Origin of the sequence: Rhodovastum atsumiense, from assembly GCF_937425535.1 — a bacterium.
Taxonomy (GTDB): Bacteria; Pseudomonadota; Alphaproteobacteria; order Acetobacterales; family Acetobacteraceae; genus Rhodovastum; species Rhodovastum atsumiense.
On record NZ_OW485601.1, the window covers coordinates 3,125,715 to 3,144,954 of the forward strand.

The 19,240-nt window shown below is 68.5% G+C and carries 23 protein-coding genes and 1 tRNA gene; 9 read left to right on the forward strand and 15 right to left on the reverse strand.

Annotated features, from left to right (window positions below; genetic code table 11):
* Nucleotides 1-127: 127 nt before the first annotated feature.
* The 3 genes from NBY65_RS14155 to NBY65_RS14165 are packed head-to-tail and all read right to left on the reverse strand — an operon-like array spanning nucleotide 128 to nucleotide 1,070.
* Nucleotides 128-313 (reverse strand): hypothetical protein, encoded by a 186-nt coding sequence (locus NBY65_RS14155; protein ID WP_150040657.1) that lies wholly within the window; start codon nucleotides 311-313, stop codon nucleotides 128-130.
* Nucleotides 310-666, reverse strand: a complete 357-nt coding sequence (locus NBY65_RS14160) for a hypothetical protein (protein ID WP_150040658.1) — start codon at nucleotides 664-666, stop codon at nucleotides 310-312. Before NBY65_RS14160 ends, NBY65_RS14155 begins: the two co-directional genes overlap by 4 nt.
* The gene (locus NBY65_RS14165; RefSeq protein WP_150040659.1) at nucleotides 663-1,070 is read right to left on the reverse strand and encodes a DUF1488 family protein; all 408 of its coding nucleotides are present in this window, start codon (nucleotides 1,068-1,070) and stop codon (nucleotides 663-665) included. The genes NBY65_RS14160 and NBY65_RS14165 overlap by 4 nt, the downstream gene beginning before the upstream one ends.
* A gap of 426 nt (nucleotides 1,071-1,496) precedes the next feature.
* Between NBY65_RS14165 and NBY65_RS14170 the strand changes: the two genes are divergently transcribed.
* The 3 genes from NBY65_RS14170 to NBY65_RS33800 all read left to right on the forward strand — a co-directional run bounded on the left by NBY65_RS14170 (nucleotide 1,497) and on the right by NBY65_RS33800 (nucleotide 2,415).
* Entirely contained in the window at nucleotides 1,497-1,703 is a 207-nt protein-coding gene (locus tag NBY65_RS14170) for a cold-shock protein (RefSeq protein WP_150040660.1), read from the forward strand.
* Between the two features lie 87 nt (nucleotides 1,704-1,790).
* Nucleotides 1,791-2,030: a hypothetical protein gene (locus NBY65_RS14175; RefSeq protein ID WP_150040661.1), complete on the forward strand. Its 240-nt coding sequence runs from the start codon at nucleotides 1,791-1,793 to the stop codon at nucleotides 2,028-2,030.
* Between the two features lie 253 nt (nucleotides 2,031-2,283).
* A complete protein-coding gene (locus NBY65_RS33800; RefSeq protein ID WP_284347513.1) occupies nucleotides 2,284-2,415 on the forward strand; it encodes a hypothetical protein in 132 nt (43 codons plus the stop codon).
* A 94-nt stretch (nucleotides 2,416-2,509) separates the two neighbouring features.
* Here the strand turns inward: NBY65_RS33800 and NBY65_RS14180 are convergent, their stop codons facing one another.
* The 3 genes from NBY65_RS14180 to NBY65_RS14190 form a co-directional block, all read right to left on the reverse strand.
* A complete protein-coding gene (locus NBY65_RS14180; RefSeq protein ID WP_150040662.1) occupies nucleotides 2,510-2,713 on the reverse strand; it encodes a hypothetical protein in 204 nt (67 codons plus the stop codon).
* Nucleotides 2,714-2,838: 125 nt separating this feature from the next.
* A tRNA-Thr gene (locus NBY65_RS14185) sits at nucleotides 2,839-2,913 on the reverse strand.
* Between the two features lie 73 nt (nucleotides 2,914-2,986).
* Complete coding sequence (locus NBY65_RS14190) at nucleotides 2,987-3,886, reverse strand: division plane positioning ATPase MipZ (protein ID WP_150040663.1); 900 nt, start codon at nucleotides 3,884-3,886, stop codon at nucleotides 2,987-2,989.
* 124 nt (nucleotides 3,887-4,010) lie between these two features.
* Here NBY65_RS14190 and NBY65_RS14195 point away from each other — a divergent pair, with 124 nt between their 5' ends.
* The 3 genes from NBY65_RS14195 to NBY65_RS14205 are packed head-to-tail and all read left to right on the forward strand — an operon-like array spanning nucleotide 4,011 to nucleotide 7,588.
* On the forward strand, nucleotides 4,011-5,330 hold the full coding sequence (locus NBY65_RS14195) for a paraquat-inducible protein A (protein ID WP_239002777.1): 1,320 nt from the start codon (nucleotides 4,011-4,013) through the stop codon (nucleotides 5,328-5,330).
* A complete protein-coding gene (locus NBY65_RS14200; RefSeq protein WP_150040665.1) occupies nucleotides 5,327-7,000 on the forward strand; it encodes a PqiB family protein in 1,674 nt (557 codons plus the stop codon). The genes NBY65_RS14195 and NBY65_RS14200 overlap by 4 nt, the downstream gene beginning before the upstream one ends.
* Nucleotides 7,001-7,021: 21 nt before the next feature.
* On the forward strand, nucleotides 7,022-7,588 hold the full coding sequence (locus NBY65_RS14205; RefSeq protein WP_150040666.1) for a PqiC family protein: 567 nt from the start codon (nucleotides 7,022-7,024) through the stop codon (nucleotides 7,586-7,588).
* Between the two features lie 167 nt (nucleotides 7,589-7,755).
* Here the strand turns inward: NBY65_RS14205 and NBY65_RS14210 are convergent, their stop codons facing one another.
* From NBY65_RS14210 to NBY65_RS14235, 6 genes are all read right to left on the reverse strand, one after another.
* Nucleotides 7,756-8,397: a phosphatase domain-containing protein gene (locus NBY65_RS14210; protein ID WP_150040667.1), complete on the reverse strand. Its 642-nt coding sequence runs from the start codon at nucleotides 8,395-8,397 to the stop codon at nucleotides 7,756-7,758.
* Nucleotides 8,398-8,440: 43 nt separating this feature from the next.
* A complete protein-coding gene (locus NBY65_RS14215) occupies nucleotides 8,441-9,241 on the reverse strand; it encodes a succinate dehydrogenase iron-sulfur subunit (RefSeq protein WP_150040668.1) in 801 nt (266 codons plus the stop codon).
* Nucleotides 9,242-9,261: 20 nt separating this feature from the next.
* A complete protein-coding gene (sdhA, locus tag NBY65_RS14220; protein WP_150040669.1) occupies nucleotides 9,262-11,073 on the reverse strand; it encodes a succinate dehydrogenase flavoprotein subunit in 1,812 nt (603 codons plus the stop codon).
* Between the two features lie 43 nt (nucleotides 11,074-11,116).
* Nucleotides 11,117-11,524 (reverse strand): succinate dehydrogenase, hydrophobic membrane anchor protein, encoded by a 408-nt coding sequence (sdhD, locus tag NBY65_RS14225; protein ID WP_150040670.1) that lies wholly within the window; start codon nucleotides 11,522-11,524, stop codon nucleotides 11,117-11,119.
* 22 nt (nucleotides 11,525-11,546) lie between these two features.
* Nucleotides 11,547-11,969 carry a succinate dehydrogenase, cytochrome b556 subunit gene (gene sdhC / locus NBY65_RS14230; protein ID WP_150040671.1) on the reverse strand — a complete coding sequence of 141 codons (423 nt, stop codon included), beginning with the start codon at nucleotides 11,967-11,969 and terminating at the stop codon, nucleotides 11,547-11,549.
* 312 nt (nucleotides 11,970-12,281) lie between these two features.
* Nucleotides 12,282-13,310 (reverse strand): aspartate-semialdehyde dehydrogenase, encoded by a 1,029-nt coding sequence (locus tag NBY65_RS14235; RefSeq protein ID WP_150040672.1) that lies wholly within the window; start codon nucleotides 13,308-13,310, stop codon nucleotides 12,282-12,284.
* A gap of 183 nt (nucleotides 13,311-13,493) precedes the next feature.
* On the opposite strand from NBY65_RS14235, the gene NBY65_RS14240 reads away from it, so the two are divergent.
* From NBY65_RS14240 to NBY65_RS14250, 3 genes are all read left to right on the forward strand, one after another.
* Nucleotides 13,494-13,730, forward strand: a complete 237-nt coding sequence (locus NBY65_RS14240) for a (2Fe-2S)-binding protein (RefSeq protein WP_150040673.1) — start codon at nucleotides 13,494-13,496, stop codon at nucleotides 13,728-13,730.
* A gap of 190 nt (nucleotides 13,731-13,920) precedes the next feature.
* A complete protein-coding gene (gene bfr, locus NBY65_RS14245; protein WP_150040674.1) occupies nucleotides 13,921-14,406 on the forward strand; it encodes a bacterioferritin in 486 nt (161 codons plus the stop codon).
* A gap of 152 nt (nucleotides 14,407-14,558) precedes the next feature.
* Nucleotides 14,559-15,317 carry a DUF2270 domain-containing protein gene (locus tag NBY65_RS14250; RefSeq protein ID WP_150040675.1) on the forward strand — a complete coding sequence of 253 codons (759 nt, stop codon included), beginning with the start codon at nucleotides 14,559-14,561 and terminating at the stop codon, nucleotides 15,315-15,317.
* Here the strand turns inward: NBY65_RS14250 and NBY65_RS14255 are convergent.
* The 3 genes from NBY65_RS14255 to NBY65_RS14265 all read right to left on the reverse strand — a co-directional run bounded on the left by NBY65_RS14255 (nucleotide 15,217) and on the right by NBY65_RS14265 (nucleotide 19,195).
* The gene (locus tag NBY65_RS14255; RefSeq protein WP_150040676.1) at nucleotides 15,217-16,887 is read right to left on the reverse strand and encodes an ABC transporter permease; all 1,671 of its coding nucleotides are present in this window, start codon (nucleotides 16,885-16,887) and stop codon (nucleotides 15,217-15,219) included. The two genes, NBY65_RS14250 and NBY65_RS14255, sit on opposite strands and share 101 nt — an antisense overlap.
* 9 nt (nucleotides 16,888-16,896) lie before the next feature.
* Nucleotides 16,897-17,934 carry an extracellular solute-binding protein gene (locus NBY65_RS14260; RefSeq protein WP_150040677.1) on the reverse strand — a complete coding sequence of 346 codons (1,038 nt, stop codon included), beginning with the start codon at nucleotides 17,932-17,934 and terminating at the stop codon, nucleotides 16,897-16,899.
* A 241-nt stretch (nucleotides 17,935-18,175) separates the two neighbouring features.
* A complete protein-coding gene (locus NBY65_RS14265; protein ID WP_150040678.1) occupies nucleotides 18,176-19,195 on the reverse strand; it encodes a DmpA family aminopeptidase in 1,020 nt (339 codons plus the stop codon).
* Nucleotides 19,196-19,240: the final 45 nt, after the last annotated feature.

Consider the following 19,240-nt stretch of genomic DNA (forward strand, 5'->3'; position numbering starts at 1 on the left):
GGGGTGGGGGAAAAGGGGCTTGGAACGGATGCCGGCGCTGACCTGCATCCGTCCTGTTCGCCTCTGCCTGCCTGTTTTCAGGAGTGCCCCGCTTAACCTTTCACCCGTCCAGGACAACAGGTCGCGCTCAGCGCGGGGGCCGGGGCAGTTCGGTTCGGCGCACGAGGGTGATGCGGCGGGAATTCTCGATTCTGGCAATGGCGTTGCGGGCGCGGGCATTGATGGCGGCGCGGGCAGCGCGGATGCCGGCCTGCGTGGTGGCGGCGGGTTTCGGAACTGGGCATGGAGCCCCGGTGGGTTTGCGCTGGATCATGCAAAATCCTCGTAGCCAGCGGGGATATCGAGCGGCGCCTGATCAGAGCGCCCCGGCACGCCAACCCAGCAGAGCGCGGGCAGGAAGCCTGGCTGGTTCAGGTTCCGCCATGCGAGATTCGTCACCAGGCGATTGCCGTGGATCACTTCGCCCCGGTATGCGCCTGTCATGGAGAAAACCTGATTGCCGACAAAGCGTCCGCAGTGGCGGCCGGACAGTGACCACAACTCGTCGCCGAGCCGGTACCCAAACGATTTGCCGCCGGCGGTCCAGAGCCAGATGAGTCCGGACGTGCGCGGCGCCTTGGACGATGGCCTGGTTTGCGTGGCCAGTGGCGGGGCTGATTGGGTCATCCGGCTTTTCCTTTTCGTGCGGGAGAACCTGGCTGTGCAGGAGAGCCGTCCGTGGCGCCGTTTCGTCCCGCTGCGTCATCGGTGACATCGGTGGCCCAGAGATCGATCCCACCGTAGATGCTCGTCCGGCCAGCCTGGAATTTTCGTCTTGCCAGGGCTTCGATCGCTGTGCGGTGGCTGTTGTAGCGTGCGTGCAGCCCGGCCTTGCCGAAGCAACGCGATCCGCTGAGTTCCTCGATGGCAGCGCAGGAAATCCGGCATGGCATCGTCTGGCCATCGGCCTCGATATCGAAACGGAGCAAATTCGATTGGCCGCTCTGGCGCAGGAGATCCGATCGTCCGGCGGCGGCGCGCTCTGGCATCGATCCGCTGGGAAATCGCGCGGGACGGTCGTCGGTTTCCATTGTGGCACTCCCCCATTGTGGCAAGCCATGTCGCACGGTTGTGCACCGCGCAGGAAGCGGATGCGGCCATGGCGTGGGTTACCGTCAGGGGCGCGCACAGGATCTCGGCCGGCACGTCTGCTTATGCTGCTGTTTATCTGACAACGTGACGAGACAATGGGGTGGCGGTTTACTCATTGCAATCGAAATCGCCAGATCGTGTGCTGTGTGAATGCGATATTCCCAAGAATTGCGAATTATTGAAGGGGGGCGCCTTGTGCATGGGCAAAATGAGGTGCATAAACTCATGTAATTCACGGCGGCACTTTTCGTGTTGGGTGCGCCACCAATTGTCACGCAGAACGTGTCCGTTTGGTCCCCAAGCCTGGAAAAGCAATACGGGCCGCTTCTTGCGGCCCGCCGTCCATCCCAGGAGATCCGGGACACATGAGCATTGGCACCGTCAAGTGGTTCAACCCGCAGAAGGGCTTCGGCTTCATTCAACCCGATGACGGCTCGAAGGACGTCTTCGTCCACATCTCCGCCGTCGAGCGCTCGACCCTTGGTCATCTCAGCGAAGGACAGAAAGTGTCTTTCGACGTGGAGCGCGGGCAGCAGGGCAGGACCTCTGCCGTGAACCTGCAATCTGCCTGATCCACGGCATCCGTTGTTGGTCAGTGGCTGGCCGGTCGTGGGATGTGCAGGGCGCCCGCGACAAGCGGGTGGCCGGGGAATCGTGCCATGACCGATGTCGTCTCTGGCCTGCGGACCGAGATTGAAGATCTGCGCCGGCAGATTCGGGAAATCGACCGGCAGGCCAGCGATGCGAGGCAGGAAGCGCACCAGGCGCACGAAGAGGTATTGCGCCTGCGCGATGTCGTGGCAGCGGCCCAACGCGATCAACAGGATCTCAGGACAGCCCGTGCGCGCCTCGATCGTGTCCGCATGCGGGGTCTGCTCGCCCGGATCCTGAACCGTTAGGACATCCTTATCCGACGTGCAGCGTCATGTGGCCGGATGATGCTTCGGGCGGGTTGGTCCCGGATGTGGGGACGGTTGGACTGCAGCGCGATCCCGACACGTTTTTTCTGATCGGGGCTGTGATCAGCCCGGCATGATCATGCTGCGGTCTTGCGGACTGCTTGCGGCCCCGCCGCGGCTGCGCAGATTTTCGGACCGGTGCCCCGATTCCGGGAGAACAGTCCGTGAGCATTGAGTTTTCAGGAAAATTGAGATGAACCGGCACGCGGGTGGACCTTGTCTTCGGCTGCGAACGCGCAGCCCCGTGCCCTGGCGGCAGTCCATGCATGACTTCATGGCGGCGTGGACCAAGGTGATGAACCTCGATCATTTCGACCTGGCTTGATCCAGGCGGCATCATCCGGACGGCGCCTGGGTTGGCGCCCTCCGGATGATGCCGGGTTGCCGAAGAATAAAAAGTGGATATGGGCAGAAGTGGCCTATTCCATGTCTTCGAACAGAGTCGGGGGAGGCTCGGAAAGGTTCAATGAAAGCAAGACGCTATCCAGTCCGAATTGCCAGGAAAATTCCAGGCTGGATATCTTGCATTCCAATTCCACTTCCAGAATGCGTTTGATCGCTTCCGAAATGGCGCCTTCTATTTCTCTGATTGGTCGCGCTTTCAGCGCATCCGTGAGAGCCATCTGTCGTGCTCCTGATGATGTCGAGATAAGGTCACCCTGACTCCCGCTGCACGCGAACGCGATGTCGCCGCCTGGTGTCCCGCCTTCGGCGAGAGGGGGTTGTACCTTGTTTTCCAGGAGCTTGATGGTGCCGACGGTCAGGATTGAACTGACGACCTACTGATTACGAATCAGTTGCTCTACCACTGAGCTACGTCGGCGCGCCGCCACGGGCAGGCGGGGGATATACCGTTCGTCCGCTTCCCGCGCAACACATGCCTTGTCACCTTCGTCTCATTGTCGCGGGGGTCGCCTGCGGATCGCCCCCAGCAGGGCGCGCAATTCGGCCCGCGCGGCGACGTGGCCCATCCCCGGCCACAGGCCCAGGGCCGGGTCCTCCCCGTCCAGCAGCGTCAGCCCCTGCACGAACCGCTCGCGGAACACGCCCCGGTCGCCGAAGCCGCGCAGCGTCCGGAAGCCGATCCGTTTGCTCAGCCCCTCCAGCGCCGCGCCCACATCCTGCGGGCCGTGCCGCCGGCGTCCTCCGGCCACGCGGTTGCGCATCACGATCCAGTCGATCTGGCCCCGGTCCCGGGCGAAGCGGCGTTTGCGCGCCTCCCACACCATCTCGCTGTACAGGCCCGGCCGCCCCACCGCATGGGTGATCGGGTCCAGTTCGGCCAGCACCGCGAAATCCACGAAACTGTCATTGATCGGCGTGATCAGCGTGTCCGCATGCGCATGCCCGAGCCGGCTGAGGAAATTGTCCGTTCCCGGACAGTCGACCACCACGATCTCGCAACCGGCCAGCGCGGCCATCGCCGCGGCGAACCGGGCCGCCTCCTCGGCTTCCGCCTCGGCCCGGGTGTCGTGCCGGGCGGACGCCACGCTCGCCCGCTCGGGCAGGGGCAGCGCCAGCTCGTGCACCTGCGCGAAGGTCGTGCGGGCGGCCAGGCAGGCGGCCAGCGTCGCCTGCCGCGTGTCCAGGTCCAGCGCCCCGACGCGGTAGCCCTCGCGCAGCAGCGCCACCACCAGATGCAGGGCACAGAGCGACTTGCCGCAGCCGCCTTTCTCGTTGCCCACCACGATCACGTGCGGCCGGCGCTCGATGCTCACGCCGGAGCCGCGCCGCCCGGTCGTTCTGGCAGGGTTCCGGATCACCTCCGCCTGCGGCAGGTCGCTGCCACCCTTCATCCCACTCTCTCCCACTGGCACCGCGCGCCCGCCGGGCGCATATCTCCACCTCTCGTCCAACTTGCCGGCCACCCTCCGGTGCGATCGCCGTTATGGTGGGCGACACTGCCATGCCGGGAAAGGAGTGCCCACGATCAGCTCTCGCAGCCCCACGGCACGTCCGGAAGCCGCCCCGGCCGGCACTTGCCTGCGCGAATGCCCGGATTGTGGCCTGTTCCTGCGCCTTCCTGCCCTGGACCGCGGCACGGTGGCGCGCTGCCCGCGTTGTGCCGCGGTGCTGCGCCGGCACCGCACCGACCCGCAGGGGCGCGCTTTGGCCTTCGCCGTCACCGGGCTGCTGCTGCTCGCGCTGGCGACGCAGATGCCGTTCCTGTCCCTCGACATCGCCGGCCGTGCGCAGGCGACGGTCCTGCTCTCCGGCCCCGAGGCGCTGGAGGGGCAGGGACTGTGGGAACTGGCCCTGGTGGTGCTCGCCACCACCGTGATCGTGCCGCTCGCCAAGCTGCTCTGCCTCGCCTGGGTGCTGGTGGGGCTGCGGCTGCGCCGGCCCCCCCGCCACCTGTCCGCCGTGTTCCGCTGGGTCGAGCGCCTCACGCCCTGGGCGATGGTCGAGGTGTTCATGCTCGGCCTGTTCGTCGCCTACACCAAGCTCGTCGATCTGGCCCATGTCGAACTCGGCGCCGCCGTCTACGCGCTGGGTGGGCTGATGCTGGCCATGGCCGCCGCCGACGCGGTGCTCGACCACGAGCAGATCTGGGAGGCGATCGCGCGGCGCACCGCCCAGGCGTCTCCTCCCGCGCCCCCCTCCGCCGGCGGGCCGGGGCATCCCGGTCTGCGGCGCATCGGCTGCCACACCTGCGGCCTGGTCTGCCGCGCCCCGGAGGCCGCGCCCTGTCCCCGCTGCGGCGGCCGCCTGCATGCCCGCAAGCCCCATCCGCTCAGCCGCACCTGGGCGCTGGTGATCGCCGCCACCATTCTCTACATCCCCGCCAACCTGCTGCCGGTCATGACCGTGATCAATTTCGGCCAGGGCGCGCCGGACACCATCCTCTCGGGGGTGGAGGAACTGGCCGCCGCCGGCATGTGGCCGCTCGCCGCCCTGGTGTTCTTCGCTTCCATCACCGTGCCGGTGCTCAAGCTGGCCAGCCTGGTCTGGCTATTGATCTCCACCGGGCGCGGCCAGGCGACCCGCCTGCGCGAACGCACCCTGCTGTTCCGCATCGTCGACGCGGTCGGCCGCTGGTCGATGATCGATGTCTTCATGGTGTCCATCCTCACCGCCATCGTCCGGCTCGGTGCCATCGCCTCGGTGGTGCCGGGGCCGGGCGTGCTGGCGTTCTGCGCGGTGGTCATCCTCACCATGCTGGCCGCCGAAACCTTCGATCCCCGGCTGATGTGGGACGTGGCGGCCCGGCGCGACGGGACGGGGAGGGAGGCGGCATGAACGAGGCCCCTTTGCCGGAGGACTGGCCGGAAGCGCAGGTGCAGACGCGCCGGCGTCCCTTCCAGATGATCTGGCTGATCCCGCTGGTCGCCGCCGTGATCGCGGGGTTCCTCGCCTGGCATTCGCTGCGCCAGCGTGGCCCCACCATCACCATCACCTGGCGCACCGGCGACGGACTGCAGGCCGGCCAGACCAAGGTGCGCCACAAGGCCGTGGAGCTGGGCACGGTCCGCAGCGTCGAGCTGTCCGACGACATGAAGCAGGTCATCGCCACCGTGGAGATGCAGCGCCAGGCGACGCGCTTCCTCACCGGCAACGCCCGCTTCTGGGTGGTGCGGCCGCGCATCGCCTCCGGCAGCCTGGCGGGGATCGAGACGCTGGTCTCCGGCGCCTATATCGAGCTCGATCCCGGCGCCCCCGGCGGAGAGAGCGAAAGCCGTTTCACCGGCCTCGAGGAACCGCCCGCCATCCGCTCCGACGAGCCCGGCCGCACCTTCCGCCTGCAGGCCACGCGCCTCGGCTCGCTCTCGGTCGGTTCGCCGGTGTTCTTCCGCGACATCGAGGCCGGCGAGATGCTGAACTTCGATCTTGGCGCCAACGGACGGCAACTGACGCTGCAGGTGTTCATCCGCTCGCCCTATGACCGTTTCGTCCACGAGGGCACGCATTTCTGGAACGCCTCCGGCGTCTCGGTCGATCTCGGCGCCAGCGGCGTGCAGCTGCAACTGGAAAGCCTGCGCGCGGTGCTGGCCGGTGGCATCGCCTTCGACACCAGCGAGGCGGCGCAGAAGACCGAGCCGAGCCCGGCCGGTGCCACCTTCACGCTCTATCCGAACGAAGCCGCGGCACGGGTGGCCGGCTACAAGGAACGCATCACCTTCGCCACCTATGTCGAAGGCTCGGTCCGCGGCCTCGCCGCCGGGGCGCCGGTCGAATTCTACGGCATCCAGATCGGCAACGTGACCGATGTGCAGTTGCAGTTCGACCCGGACACCAAGCTCGCGCGCGTCGCCGTGCGCATGGAGCTGCAGCCGGAGCGCTTCATGCACGAGATCACTCACACCCGTTCGCCGCTCACGGTGTCGCGTGGCCTGGTGCAACGCGGCCTGCGCGCGCAACTGCGCACTGCCAACTACCTCACCGGCCAGATGTTCGTGGCGCTGGACTTCTTCCCCAACGCCCCCGCGGCCGAGGTCCTGGAAGAGGACGGCGTGATCGTGCTGCCGACGATGCCCGGCGGGCTCGACAGCATCACCGCCAGCATCGGCGGCATGGTGCAGAAGCTGAACAACCTGCCGCTCGAGGAGATCGCGAAGAACCTGAATGACACGCTCGCCGGCGCGAGCGCCGTCGCCAACAGCGGCGACCTGCGTGACTCGCTGCGCCAGCTCGCCGCCACGCTCACCACGACGCAGGAGCTGGTGCGCCGCCTGAACGCGGGCGTCGCCCCGGCACTGCAGCGCATCCCGGAGATGGCGCAGACGCTGCAATCGACGCTCGAGCGCGCCAACGGCCTGGTGGGCTCGGCCGAGGCCGGCTACGGCCGCAACTCCCAGTTCCGCCGCGACATCGAACGACTCATGGGCCAGGTCAGCGACGCCGCGCGCTCGCTGCGGCTGCTCGCCGACTACCTCAACGCCCATCCCGAGGCGCTGCTGCGCGGGCGCTGAACCGGACCAGGGAACCACCGCATGCTTCGCCGCCCTCTGCTGCTGCTGCCGCTGGCACTCGCCGCCTGCGCCTCGCCCGATCCCGATCTCTACACGCTGGTCGCCATCCCGGGCACGCCGGTGCCGACCGGACCGCGCCGCGTCGAGTTGCGCCGCATCGGCCTCGCCGGCTATCTCGACCGCCCGGAGATCCTGCGCGCCTCGGCGAACTACCGGCTCGACCTCGCCCGCAACGATCGCTGGGGCGAGCCGCTCGGGCGCATGAGCGAGCGCGTGCTCACCGAGAACCTGGTGCAGCGCCTGCCCGACGCCGCCGTCTCCAGCGAGGCCGGCGCGATTTCCACCACGCCCGACGTCATCATCGAAATCGACATCCAGCGTTTCGACGCCGATTCGAGCGGCACCGTCACCCTGCTCGCGCAGGTGGCGCTGCGCCGCGAGGGCGGGCAACGCCCCCAGGCCCAGGCGGGCACGCTGCGCTTCACCGCGCCGGTCAGCGGGGCCGGCACGACGGGGCTGGTCGCGGCGATGAGCACGACCCTGGCGGCACTTGCCGACAGCATCGCGCGGATGGTGGCCCAAAGATAAGGCAAGGGCTTCGCCCTTGACCCACGTCGTGCGCAGGCACGCCTTCGCGTGACGGGCCGCAAGGCCCTTGGATCCCATTCGCGCTGCGCGGCGGGTTCCAAGGGCTTTGCCCTTGGTGGAGGTCCAGGAGGCGAAGCCTCCTGGCGGGGGCGGGGCAGCGCCCCGCGCTATTCGCGTCGCAGCAGGTGGTCGTTCAGGAAGCGGCTGAACCCACGGCTGGCGAAGCTGGCCCGCAGCGCCGCCTCGTCGTATTCGTCGCGCACCCAGTCCAGGAAGGGCATGCGCCCTTCGCCGGTGGCCGCGTACAGCCGGAAGAACGCGTCCAGGATGCCGGTGGGGCTGTGGCTGATATGCCCGTGCCGCCAGGAGAGCTGCCGCAGTGCCGCCTCGGCGCTGCCGCCTTCGAACAGCACCGCGAGACCGGCGGCGAGCCCGGCGCGATCGGCGCCTGACTTGCAGTGGATCAGCGCCGGCGGGGTCATGCTGCGGTAGATCTCGTGAAAGCGCAGGATGCGGTCGCGATGGGGCGCGCCGCGGCTTTCGAAGGGCAGGAACAGGTGGGTCAGGCCAAGTCGCTGCGCGGCCGCCAGCGACAGGGTGTTCGACCCGTTGGGTTTCTCGCCGCGCAGGTTGATCAAGGTGCGGATGCCGTAGCGGCGCACCAGCCGGGCGAGGCGGCCGGGGGTCGGGTGGCTGGAGCGGTAGAGCTTGCCGGGGATGACCTCGGCGAAATTGTCCCAAACTGCCCGGAACACGGCGTGGTCGGCGAGCAGGCTGTCGGCCCAGACCGAAAGGGCTGGCTGGTTCATGCGGCGGGGGCGGGGCCGGTGAGGGCCCCGCCAGCTGGTCCGGTCAGCCGCCCTCGCGTTCGGTGATCAGCAGCTTGATGTCGCCGATCGCCTTCGCGGGGTTGAGCCCTTTCGGGCAGGTCTGGGTGCAGTTGAAGATAGTGTGGCAGCGATACAGCTTGAACGGGTCCTTCAGCGCGTCGAGGCGTTCGCCGGTCGCTTCGTCACGGCTGTCGGAGATGAAGCGGTACGCCGCCAGCAGGGTGGCCGGGCCGAGGTAGCGGTCGCCGTTCCACCAGTAGCTCGGGCAGGAAGTGGTGCAGCAGAAGCACAGGATGCATTCCCACAGCCCGTCCAGCTTGGCGCGTTCCTCGCGGCTCTGCAGGCGCTCGGCGTCGGGCGGGGGCGGGCTGTCGGTCTTCAGCCAGGGCTCGACGCTGCGCAACTGCGCGTAGGCGAGCGAGAGGTCCGGCACCAGGTCCTTGACCACCGGCATGTGCGGCAGCGGGTTGATCTTCACCTCGCCCTGCACGTCCGCGATCGGCTTGAGGCAGGCGAGCGTGTTCAGCCCGTCGATGTTCACCGCGCAGGAGCCGCAGATGCCTTCGCGGCAGGAGCGGCGGAAGGTCAGGGTCGGGTCGACCTCGTTCTTGATCTTGATCAGCGCGTCCAGGACCATCGGGCCGCACTTGTCCAGATCGACCTCGTAGGTGTCCATGCGCGGGTTGCCGCCGGTGTCGGGGTCCCAGCGGTAGATCTGGAACTTCTTCACCCGGCGGGCGTCGGGGGATGCCTTCCACGTCTTGCCCTTCTTCGGCTGGCTGCCGGCGGGAAGGGCAAAGAAAACCTTCTTGGTCTCGACCATTCTCGTGGGATCCTTGCCGCTCAGTAGACGCGCTTCTGCGGGGGAATGACCGACACTTCGTTGGTCAGCGTCTGCATCTTCACCGGGCGGTAGTCGAGGCGGACGTTGCCGGCGTCGTCACACCAGGCCAGCGTGTGCTTCATCCAGTTCTTGTCGTCGCGCTCGGGGAAGTCGTCATGCGCCTGCGCGCCACGGCTTTCCTTGCGGGCTTCCGCGCCGGTCATGGTGGTGGCGGCGTTGCCCATCAGGTTCTGCAGTTCCAACGCTTCCATCAGGTCGGAATTCCAGATCAGCGACCGGTCGGACACGTGGATGTCCGAAAGCCCGGCCCAGACCTTCTTCATCTTCTCCACGCCTTGGGTCAGGCTCTCGCTGTTGCGGAACACCGCGGCGTGGGCCTGCATCGTGCGCTGCAGTTCCAGGCGCAGGTCAGCGACCTTGGTGCCGCCCTTGGCGTGGCGCGCGCTGTCCAGCCGGTCGAGCGCGTACTCGCCCGCGCGCGCGGGCAGCGGCGCCTGCGAGGTGCCCGGCCGGATGGTCTCGGCGGCGCGGTGCGCGGCGGCGCGGCCGAACACGACCAGGTCGAGCAGCGAGTTGGTGCCGAGGCGGTTGGCGCCGTGCACCGAGACGCAGGCGGCCTCGCCCACGGCCATCAGCCCGGGGACGACCGCGTCGGGATTGTCCTTGGTCGGCCGCAGCACCTCGGTGTGTACGTTGGTGGGGATGCCGCCCATGTTGTAGTGCACGGTCGGCAGCACCGGGATCGGCTCCTTGGTGACGTCGACGCCCGCGAACACCCGCGCCGTTTCCGAAATGCCCGGCAGGCGTTCGTGCAGGATGTCGGCGCCAAGGTGCTCCAGGTGCAGCAGGATGTGGTCCTTGTGCGGACCGCAGCCGCGCCCGGCGTTGATCTCCAGCGTCATGGACCGCGATACCACGTCGCGCGAGGCGAGGTCCTTCGCGGTCGGCGCGTAGCGCTCCATGAAGCGCTCGCCTTCGCTGTTGGTCAGGTAGCCGCCCTCGCCGCGGGCGCCCTCGGTGATCAGGCAGCCGGCGGGGAAGATGCCGGTCGGATGGAACTGCACGAATTCCATGTCCTGGCAGGGCAGGCCGGCGCGCAGCACCATGGCGTTGCCGTCGCCGGTGCAGGTATGGGCCGAGGTGCAGGACAGGTAGGCCCGCCCGTAGCCGCCGGTGGCCAGCACCACGGTTTGGGCGCGGAAGCGGTGGATGGTGCCGTCTTCAAGGTTCCAGGCGACCACGCCGCGGCAGGCGCCGTCCTCGTCCATGATCAGGTCGAGGGCGAAATACTCGACGAAGAACTCGACGTCGTGCTTCAGCGACTGCTGGTACAGCGTGTGCAGGATGGCGTGGCCGGTGCGGTCGGCGGCGGCGCAGGCGCGCATGGCCGGCGCCTTGCCGAAATTGGTCATGTGGCCGCCGAAGGGGCGCTGGTAGATGCGCCCGTCCTCGGTGCGGCTGAACGGCACGCCGTAATGCTCCAGCTCGTAGACTGCCGGGATGGCCTCGCGGCACATGTATTCGATGGCGTCCTGGTCGCCGAGCCAGTCCGACCCCTTGACGGTGTCGTACATGTGCCAGCGCCAGTCGTCCTCGCCCATGTTGCCCAGCGCCGCGCCGATGCCGCCCTGGGCGGCCACGGTATGGCTGCGGGTGGGGAAGACCTTGGTGATGCAGGCCGTCTTCAGGCCCGCCGCGCCGATGCCGAAGGTCGCGCGCAGGCCGGCCCCGCCGGCGCCGACCACCACCACGTCATAGGTGTGGTCGATGACGTTGTAGGCACCGAGGGAAGGCTTGGTGATCGCGTTCATCTCTGATCCGTTCAAATGCAGCGCAGCGCCGCAGGCCGCGAGGTCATCCGGTGATGGCGAGCTTCAGCACGGCGATCGTCGCTGCCAGTCCCAGCAGCAGCGAGGCGGCCTTGACCGCCAGGATCACCGGCGTGCGGATCACGTCGGTATGGATGTAGTCTTCGCAGACGACCTGCACGCCCAGATGCAAGTGCTCGAAGGTCAGCACGATCAGGGTCAGCAGCAGCGTGGCGTTGATGATGTTGCCTGCCCAGGCCCGCACCTCGGCATAGGGCTGTCCGGTCAGGTGCGCGAGCGACCAGATGAACCACAATGTCAGCGGCACCAGCGCAATGGAGGTCAGGCGCTGTATCCACCAGTGATCGAAACCCGATTTCGCCGATCCCAGGCCGCGGGCGCGGCCGAGGAAAGTGCGCATCGTGTCGACTTTGAGTCCCTTGGGGTCGGCCATGACGGGGATTCCTCGGGCGCTGTCAGGTAAGGGCGATGAACCAGGTGAGCAGCGTCAGCCCTGCGCTCGCGCCGAGGATCACGGCGCGGGAGCGCTCCACCGACGGCAGGTCGTACATCTTGCCGGCGTCCCAGATCAGGTGCCGGATGCCGACGCACCAGTGGTACCAGAGTGCGAAGGTCCAGCCGAACAGCGCAAGGTAGCCGATCGGGGAGCGCGCCACGCGGGAGAACGTTGCGTAGGCGGCCTCGCCGCTCGCCGCGGCGACCAGGAACCACACCATGATGATGGTGCCGACTGCGATCGCGCAGCCGGTGACCCGGTGGGAGACGGACATCACCATGTCGAAGTTGAAGAACACCGACAGGTGGCCCGACATCGGGCGTTGGACCAGGCGGCCATCGCTGGTGCGCCCGACATATTGCGCTTCGCGTATGTCCCTCATCGGGTTTCTCTCCTTTTTCGGGCGGCGCCCCAGGCCGCAGTCAGCGCCCTGGTCCGCGCGCTGCACCGTCCGTTGCGTCCCGCCATACTCCGGCGCACCCGGTGGGTCAACGCGGCGACGAAGAAGGAATGGAGCTGCAAGGGAACAATCGGCCGGGCGGGCGGCGGCCGAACGCGAAAGGCGCAACCAGGCTCCCGCAGCTCATGCGCGAACGCGTGCTGCGGCGCAACGATTCTTGTCGTTGCGCCGCAGCACGTCCGTCATGATCTCCGTGGGCGGATCCGCCCGCCGCGCTGCCGGCGCGGCGGGGCGTCAGGCCGCCCGCTTCTTCAGCAGCCCCTGCGCGATCAGCGTCTCGGCGATCTGCACCGCGTTCAGCGCCGCGCCCTTGCGCAGGTTGTCGCTGACGCACCAGAAGGCCAGGCCGTTCTCCACCGTCGGATCCTGGCGGATGCGGCTGACATAGGTGGCGTCCTCGCCCTGGCATTCCAGCGGGGTGATGTAGCCGCCGTCCTCGCGCTGATCGAGCACGACCACGCCCGGCGCGTCACGCAGCGCGTCGCGCGCGGCCTCGACGCTGATCGGCCGCTCACATTCGATGTAGACGGCCTCGGAATGGCCGATGAACACCGGCACGCGCACGCAGGTGGCGATCACCTTGATGTCGGGATCGAGAATCTTCCGCGTCTCGACGGTCATCTTCCACTCTTCCTTGGTGGCGCCGTCGGACATGAACTTGTCGATGTGCGGAATGCAGTTGAAGGCGATCTGCTTGGTGAACTGCTCGGGCTTGATCGGGTCGTTGACGTAGGTCGCCTTGGTCTGGGCGAACAGCTCGTCCATGCCTTCCTTGCCCGCGCCCGACACCGACTGGTAGGTCGAGACCACCACACGCCTGATGCCGAACTGGTCGTGCAGCGGCTTCAGCGCCACTACCATCTGGATGGTCGAGCAGTTCGGGTTGGCGATGATGCCGCGTGGGATCCGCTGCAGCGCCTGCGGGTTCACTTCCGGCACCACCAGCGGCACATCCGGTTCCATGCGAAACTGGCTGGTGTTGTCGATGACGACACACCCCGCCGCCGCCGCGCGCGGCGCATGCACGGCCGAGACCGAGGCACCTGGGCTGAACAGCCCGATGTCCCAGCCGGCGAAGTCGAACTTGTCGAGGTTCTGGACCTTCAGGACCTGGTCGTTGCCGAAGCTGACCTCCTGGCCGGCGGAACGGCCGGAGGCAACAGCGGCGACTTCCGTAGTGGGAAACTTTCGCTCGGCCAGGGTTTTCAGCATCTCGCGCCCGACCGCCCCGGTGGCGCCGACGACCGCGACTCTGTAACCCATTGCTTCTGCTCCGTTTCCCGGCTCGCCCCGATTGGCGGCACGATCTTTAAAGGGTTAGCGAATTCCGCCGCCGCGCGGCAAGCCCGCAGAGCGGGGAACAGGGCTGCAGCAGAATCGCTATTGCGAGTCATTTGCAGCAACATGTATTGCTGTGCGTGCCACCGCAGCCGGATCGCCCGCGACATGTATGTCTGCATCTGCAACGCCCTCACCCATGCCGACGTCGCGCACGCGACCACGGTGCACGGCGCGTCCCGGCCCGGTGAGGTGTTCCATGCGTGCAAATGCCGCGCCAAATGCGGCACCTGCGTCTCCGTGCTGCGGGAGCTGGTGCAGCAGGCACTCGACGCCACGGTGACGCCGTCCGCCACGCCGGAGCCGGCCGGGGACGCCGCCGCCCCGCTGCCCGCCGCCGCCTGAGCGGGCTGCGGCCGGGTTCCAGGCCCGGATCGCCCGCATCGTCTTGTGCCCGCTCGCGCAACAGGCGTTGAGTGCGGCCGGTCGCGCCCCTAGGCTCGCCTCTGCCGCGACGGAGATGGAGTCGGGTCGTGACGCGCGATGTCCTGGCTGCCGCCCCCTCTCGCGTGCCCACCACAGGGGATGACCGCGCATGCTTCGCGATCCGAAAGTCGTCGAACATCTGAATACGCAGCTCACCAACGAGCTGACCGCGATCAATCAATATTTCCTGCATGCCCGCACGCTGCAGCACTGGGGTGTCACCCTGCTCGGCAAGCACGAATACAACGAATCGATCGAGGAGATGCGGCACGCCGACTGGCTGATCGACCGCATCCTCTTTCTCGACGGCCTGCCCAACGTGCAGCGCCTCAATCCCGTCCGGGTCGGCCAGACCGTTCAGGAAATCCTCCAGGCCGACCGCGCGCTCGAGGAGAAGGCCATGGACGACCTGCGCGAGGGGATCGCCTACTGCGAGAGCGTGCGTGACTACGTCTCGCGCGACCTGCTGCGCCGCATCCTCGACAACGAAGAGGAGCATGTCGACTTCCTCGACGCCCAGGACGACCTGATCCGCCAGATCGGCATCGAGCGCTACATCCAGCTCAACGCCGCCCCCGCCCCGGACCAGAAGTAGTCATTACCTCCCTCCTTGGCGAAGCCGCGGCGCTCGGGCAGTCTCTGCCCGGGCGCAACGGTGCCGGGCGGCATCCGCGCGCGCACACCGGAGATCCGGCACGCCCCGCAGGCGCGTCCGGATGTCCCAAGCAAAGCAAGGGGGGAAACGCCATGCTCGAAACCCAGCCCCAGCCCGAACCGCAGTCACAACAGTCGCAAGCGCAGCCGCAATCCCCGCCCCAGGCCCGGGCGCCCCGCTTCGGCTCGGCCGAGATCACGGCGCTGTCGCATCTCTATCGGGGCGAACTGTATCGCAGCACCATGTGGCGCAACCGCCTGGATGCTACCACCAACTGGGCGGTGGTCTCGACCGGGATCGCGCTGTCGCTGACCTTCAGCCACGAGACCGCCTCGCCGCTGCCACTGGTCCTGGTCGGTCTGCTGGTGGCGGTGTTCCTGCGCATCGAGGCCCGCCGCTACCGCTTCTTCGATTTCTGGCGGGTGCGGGCGCATATCCTGGAAACCCAGTTCTTCGGCCCGATCCTGCTCGGCCAGGGCGTGCAGATCGACAACCACTGGAACGAGATCCTCTACCAGGACTACCAGGCGCCCCGCCTGCACATCACCTTCGCCGATGCGCTGGGACGGCGGCTGCGCAAGAACTATGGCTGGATCTTCATCATCCAGGCGGTGGCCTATGTCGGCAAGCTGGTGATCCATCCCACGCCGATCGCCTCGGTCGGCGACCTGTGGGCGCGCGCCGCCATCGGGCCGATTCCCGGTCCGGTGGTGCTGCTCTGCGGCCTGCTGTTCCATGGAGGCCTGCTCGTCATCGCGGTGGTGACGCTGCGCGGAGGGCGGGGACGGGGACGGTCCCGGGAACAGCCGACGGTCGACCGCGTGCTCGAACTGGCGCGGCGGGCGGCCTGAACCGGGCCACGCGGGCCAGCAGCACCACCGGCACCAGCCCCGCCGCGACGATCGCCAGCGCCGCCACCGCCCCGTCCTCGTAGGTGCCGCGCACCGCCTCGCCATAGAGCGCGGTGGCCAGCGTCTCCAGGTTCAGCGGCCGCAGCAGCAGGGTCGCCGGCAGCTCCTTCATTGCGTCGATGAACACCAGCAGCGCGGCGGCGGGCAGGGCGGGGGCCAGCAGGGGCAGGTGGATGCGCGCGAACAGCGTGAAGCTGCGCGCGCCGAGGCTGCGGGCGCAGATGTCCATCTCGCGGCCGAGGGTCGCATACGCCGCGTCCACCGCGCCCACGGGAATGGCCAGGAAGCGCACGAGATAGGCCAGCACCACCGCCGCCACCGAGCCCGACAGCACCGGTGCGGCGGCCAGCGGCCAGGTCGCCTGCAGCAGCGTATCCACCCCGCCCAGCGCCACCACCAGCCCGACCGCGATCACCCCGCCCGGCATGGCATAGCCCAGCATGGCCAGCAGCAGCGGGAAGCGGCCATGCCCGATCCGCGCGCAGAACGCCACCAGCAGGGCGCCGAGCAGCGTTGCCGCGGCCGCCAGCGCGGCCAGCAGCGCGCTCGCCCCGGTCCAGGCGGCCAGTTCCGCCGGCAGGCCGTGGGCGGCGACGCGCGTCCAACTCGACCACGCCAGATGCGCCGCCGGGGCGGCGAAGCCCAGGCCCACCGGCACCGCGCAGGCCAGCGTCGCCGCGGCCCCCGGCAGGCCACGCAGGCGCACGGGCGCAGGGGGGCGGCTGCCGGGGGCGGCCGCCGCAGCCCGCCGGCCCCAGCGTTCCAGGGCCATCACCCCGGCCACCAGCAGCAGCAGCGCCAGGGCCAGTTGCGCCGCGCCTTCCAGCGAGGACCGGGTGAGCCAGGTGACCGAGATCGCCACCGTCAGCGTCCGCACCCCGAGGAATTCACTCGCGCCGATGTCGTTCAGCGCCTCCAGCAGTGCCAGGCTGATACCGACCGCGATCGCCGGCCGGGCCATCGGCAGCCCCACCCGCCACAGCAGCATCGATCCGGAGGCGCCCAGGCTGCGCGCCGCGTTCATCAGCTCGGCGCCCTGGCTGGCCAGGGCGATGCGGACGTTGAGGTAGACATAGGGGTAGAGCACGCCGCCGAGCAGCAGCACGCAGCCCCCGGTCGAGCGCAGGTCCGGCAGCAGCGGGCCATGCCCGGACCCTCCCCACAGCGTGCGCAGCGCCGCCTGTACCGGACCCGCTGGGTGCAGCAGGTCGAGCCAGGCATAGGCGCTGATATAGGTCGGCACCGCGAGCGGCAGCAGCAGCGCCCAGGACAGCACGCCCCGCCCGGGGAAATCGTGCCAGGCAACCAGCCATGCGGCCCCGGTGCCGAGCGCCCCCGCCACCACGCCCACGCCGAGCAGCAGCACCAGCGTCTGCTGCAGGGCATCGGGCAGGACGTAGCCGGCCAGATGCGGCCATAATGCCCCCGATCCTTGCGCGGCCAGGATCGCCAGGGCCGCGACCGGCAACGCCACCAGGGACGCGACCCCGGTGGCGGCGACACGCAGCACGAGAGCCGGCTAGCGATCGAGCCCGGCGCGATCGACCGCCAGGCTGGCCGCCTCGCGCCGCGCCGCGATCTCCGTCAGCGGGGTCTCGTCGACGCGCAGCGTGCCGAACGAGGCGACGATCGGGTTCAGCGCCACGCCTTGACGCACCGGATATTCGAAATTCGCCTCGGCGAAGCTTTGTTGCGCCGCGGGCGAGGTCAGGAATTCCAGCAGCTTCACCGCTTCCTCGCGGTTCGGCGCATGTCGCGCGACCGCCGCCCCGGAGACGTTCACATGCGTGCCTCCGCCATCGGCGAAGCCGGGCAGCACCACCCGCACCGCCTCGCCCCAGCGCTTCTGCTCGGCACCGCCCGCGCCCGAAAGCATCAGCCCGCCGTAATAGGTGTTGGCCAGCCCGACATCGCATTGCCCGGCGAGGATGTCGCGCGCCACGTCGCGATCGCCGCCGGCGGGGCGGCGGGCGAGATTGGCCTTGAGCCCGGCCAGGTAGGTATCCAGCCAGGCGGCATCGTGATGGGCCAGCAGGGCGGCGAACAGCGCGGTGTTGTAGGGATGCTGGCCGCTGCGCAGGCATAACCGGCCTTTCCAGCGCGGATCGGCGAGGTTCTCATAGGTCAGCGTCGTGTCCGGCACCCGTTCCTTCGAGACCATGATCGCGCGGGCGCGCAGCGACAGCGCGAACCAGTGCCCGCCCGGATCGCGCAGGCCCGAGGGGATCGCCGCCTCGACCGCCGCCGAGCGCACCGGTTGGGTCAGGCCGCGTTTGGCGAGGTCGCTCAGATTGCCGATGTCCACCACGATCATCAGGTCGGCGGGCGAGCGTGCCCCTTCGGCCTGCACCCGCTCGGCCAGTCCGCCCTGCAGGAATACCGTGTTCACCTGCACGCCGGTCGCCTGGGTGTAGGCGGCCAGCAACGGCTTGATCAGCCCCGGTTCGCGCGTGGTGTAGAGGTTGACCTCGGCGGCGCTGGCCGCGTTGCGGCCGGTGCCGCTGGCGACGCCGAACAGGACGAGCGCCGCGATGGCGGCACGCAGGGCTGGCAACATGGCTTCCTCATAATGCGACTTATTCGCATTACTAGCTGAATGGAGATCGCCGGTCAGCCCTTCCTCACGTTTTCGTGATATTTCTGTGCGCGATCTGTACCGCGCCCGAACGCTCAAGGATGTAGGGCGGACGCAGTCCGCCAACGCAGGATTTCGCAAGGTGGCCGGCTTGCGTTGGCGGACTGCGTCCGCCCTACATTTGCGACAGTTACGAAGCCATGCTTCGCTCTAAAGGGATAGCTCAGTCTTCCTTCAGTGCGTGGCGCAATCCCGGCCGGCGGTGGCCGGCGCGTCCTTCGGTGGTGTCGGCGCCGGCCAGCGCATCCAGCACCGCTTCCTGCGTTGCCTCGGCGACGGCCTGGAACAGCAGGTCGAGTTTCGGTTCCGCCACGACGCGTTGCGGCAGCAGGTCGGATTTGGCCGCGTGCGGCACCCGGTTGCCGGTGGTGAAGCCCACGAACACGTCGCCGCTGCCATGGCCCCAGAAGCTGCCGCAGCGCGCGAGTCCGACGCCGGCGCGGCGGATGACCCGCCTGAGCTGGCGATGGTCGACCGGCACGTCCGTTGCCACCACCACGATCACCGACCCCGCTTCCGGCACCTGCACCGAGGCCGGGTCCGGCGCGCGCCCATCCGGCAGCCGCAGGTCGCCCACCCGCCCGAAATTGGCGAGCACCAGCACCCCCAGCGTGTGTGCCACCTTGTCGAGCGCCACCACGCGGGAGGCGCTGCCGATGCCGCCCTTGAAGCCGAAGCAGCTCATGCCGGCGCCGGCGCCCACCGCGCCGTTGGCGAATTCCTCTTCCGCCGAGCCCAGCGCCATGAAGGCGTCGGTCGGCGTCACCAGCATCGCCTGGATGTCGGAGAGGTAGCCGTCGTTGCACTCGCACACCACCGGGTTGACGGTGGTGGTCCAGCGGCCGATTTCCGGATTGGTCTGCAGCGCGTTCCGGATCAGGGCGTTGGCGCAGGCCGGCACCGAGAAGGTGTTGGTCAGCAGGATCGGCGTTTCCAACTGGCCCAGTTCCTCGACCTGCATCAGGCCGATGCTCTTGCCGAAGCCGTTCAGCACGTCGGCTGCCGCGACCAGCTTGTCGCGAAAGATGTCGCCGTCATGCGGGACGATGGCAGTGACGCCGGTGCACACGTCGCCCTCGACCACCGTTGCGTGGCCGACCCGAACGCCGGCCACGTCGGCGATGGTGTTGCGTGGGCCGGTCGGCAGTTTGCCGCAGGCCAGTCCCAGATCCCTCGCCCTCATGTCCGCTCCCGGTCCGTATTCGTCGCAACGGTAACGAGGATGCCG

Coding starts and splice junctions, on each gene's coding strand:
- NBY65_RS14155 (WP_150040657.1), bottom strand. CDS start 313: ATGATCCAGCGCAAACCCACCGGGGCTCCATGCCCAGTTCCGAAACCC.
- NBY65_RS14160 (WP_150040658.1), bottom strand. CDS start 666: ATGACCCAATCAGCCCCGCCACTGGCCACGCAAACCAGGCCATCGTCC.
- NBY65_RS14165 (WP_150040659.1), bottom strand. CDS start 1,070: ATGGAAACCGACGACCGTCCCGCGCGATTTCCCAGCGGATCGATGCCA.
- NBY65_RS14170 (WP_150040660.1), top strand. CDS start 1,497: ATGAGCATTGGCACCGTCAAGTGGTTCAACCCGCAGAAGGGCTTCGGC.
- NBY65_RS14175 (WP_150040661.1), top strand. CDS start 1,791: ATGACCGATGTCGTCTCTGGCCTGCGGACCGAGATTGAAGATCTGCGC.
- NBY65_RS33800 (WP_284347513.1), top strand. CDS start 2,284: ATGAACCGGCACGCGGGTGGACCTTGTCTTCGGCTGCGAACGCGCAGC.
- NBY65_RS14180 (WP_150040662.1), bottom strand. CDS start 2,713: ATGGCTCTCACGGATGCGCTGAAAGCGCGACCAATCAGAGAAATAGAA.
- NBY65_RS14190 (WP_150040663.1), bottom strand. CDS start 3,886: ATGAAGGGTGGCAGCGACCTGCCGCAGGCGGAGGTGATCCGGAACCCT.
- NBY65_RS14200 (WP_150040665.1), top strand. CDS start 5,327: ATGAACGAGGCCCCTTTGCCGGAGGACTGGCCGGAAGCGCAGGTGCAG.
- NBY65_RS14205 (WP_150040666.1), top strand. CDS start 7,022: ATGCTTCGCCGCCCTCTGCTGCTGCTGCCGCTGGCACTCGCCGCCTGC.
- NBY65_RS14210 (WP_150040667.1), bottom strand. CDS start 8,397: ATGAACCAGCCAGCCCTTTCGGTCTGGGCCGACAGCCTGCTCGCCGAC.
- NBY65_RS14215 (WP_150040668.1), bottom strand. CDS start 9,241: ATGGTCGAGACCAAGAAGGTTTTCTTTGCCCTTCCCGCCGGCAGCCAG.
- sdhA (WP_150040669.1), bottom strand. CDS start 11,073: ATGAACGCGATCACCAAGCCTTCCCTCGGTGCCTACAACGTCATCGAC.
- sdhD (WP_150040670.1), bottom strand. CDS start 11,524: ATGGCCGACCCCAAGGGACTCAAAGTCGACACGATGCGCACTTTCCTC.
- sdhC (WP_150040671.1), bottom strand. CDS start 11,969: ATGAGGGACATACGCGAAGCGCAATATGTCGGGCGCACCAGCGATGGC.
- NBY65_RS14235 (WP_150040672.1), bottom strand. CDS start 13,310: ATGGGTTACAGAGTCGCGGTCGTCGGCGCCACCGGGGCGGTCGGGCGC.
- NBY65_RS14240 (WP_150040673.1), top strand. CDS start 13,494: ATGTATGTCTGCATCTGCAACGCCCTCACCCATGCCGACGTCGCGCAC.
- bfr (WP_150040674.1), top strand. CDS start 13,921: ATGCTTCGCGATCCGAAAGTCGTCGAACATCTGAATACGCAGCTCACC.
- NBY65_RS14250 (WP_150040675.1), top strand. CDS start 14,559: ATGCTCGAAACCCAGCCCCAGCCCGAACCGCAGTCACAACAGTCGCAA.
- NBY65_RS14260 (WP_150040677.1), bottom strand. CDS start 17,934: ATGTTGCCAGCCCTGCGTGCCGCCATCGCGGCGCTCGTCCTGTTCGGC.
- NBY65_RS14265 (WP_150040678.1), bottom strand. CDS start 19,195: ATGAGGGCGAGGGATCTGGGACTGGCCTGCGGCAAACTGCCGACCGGC.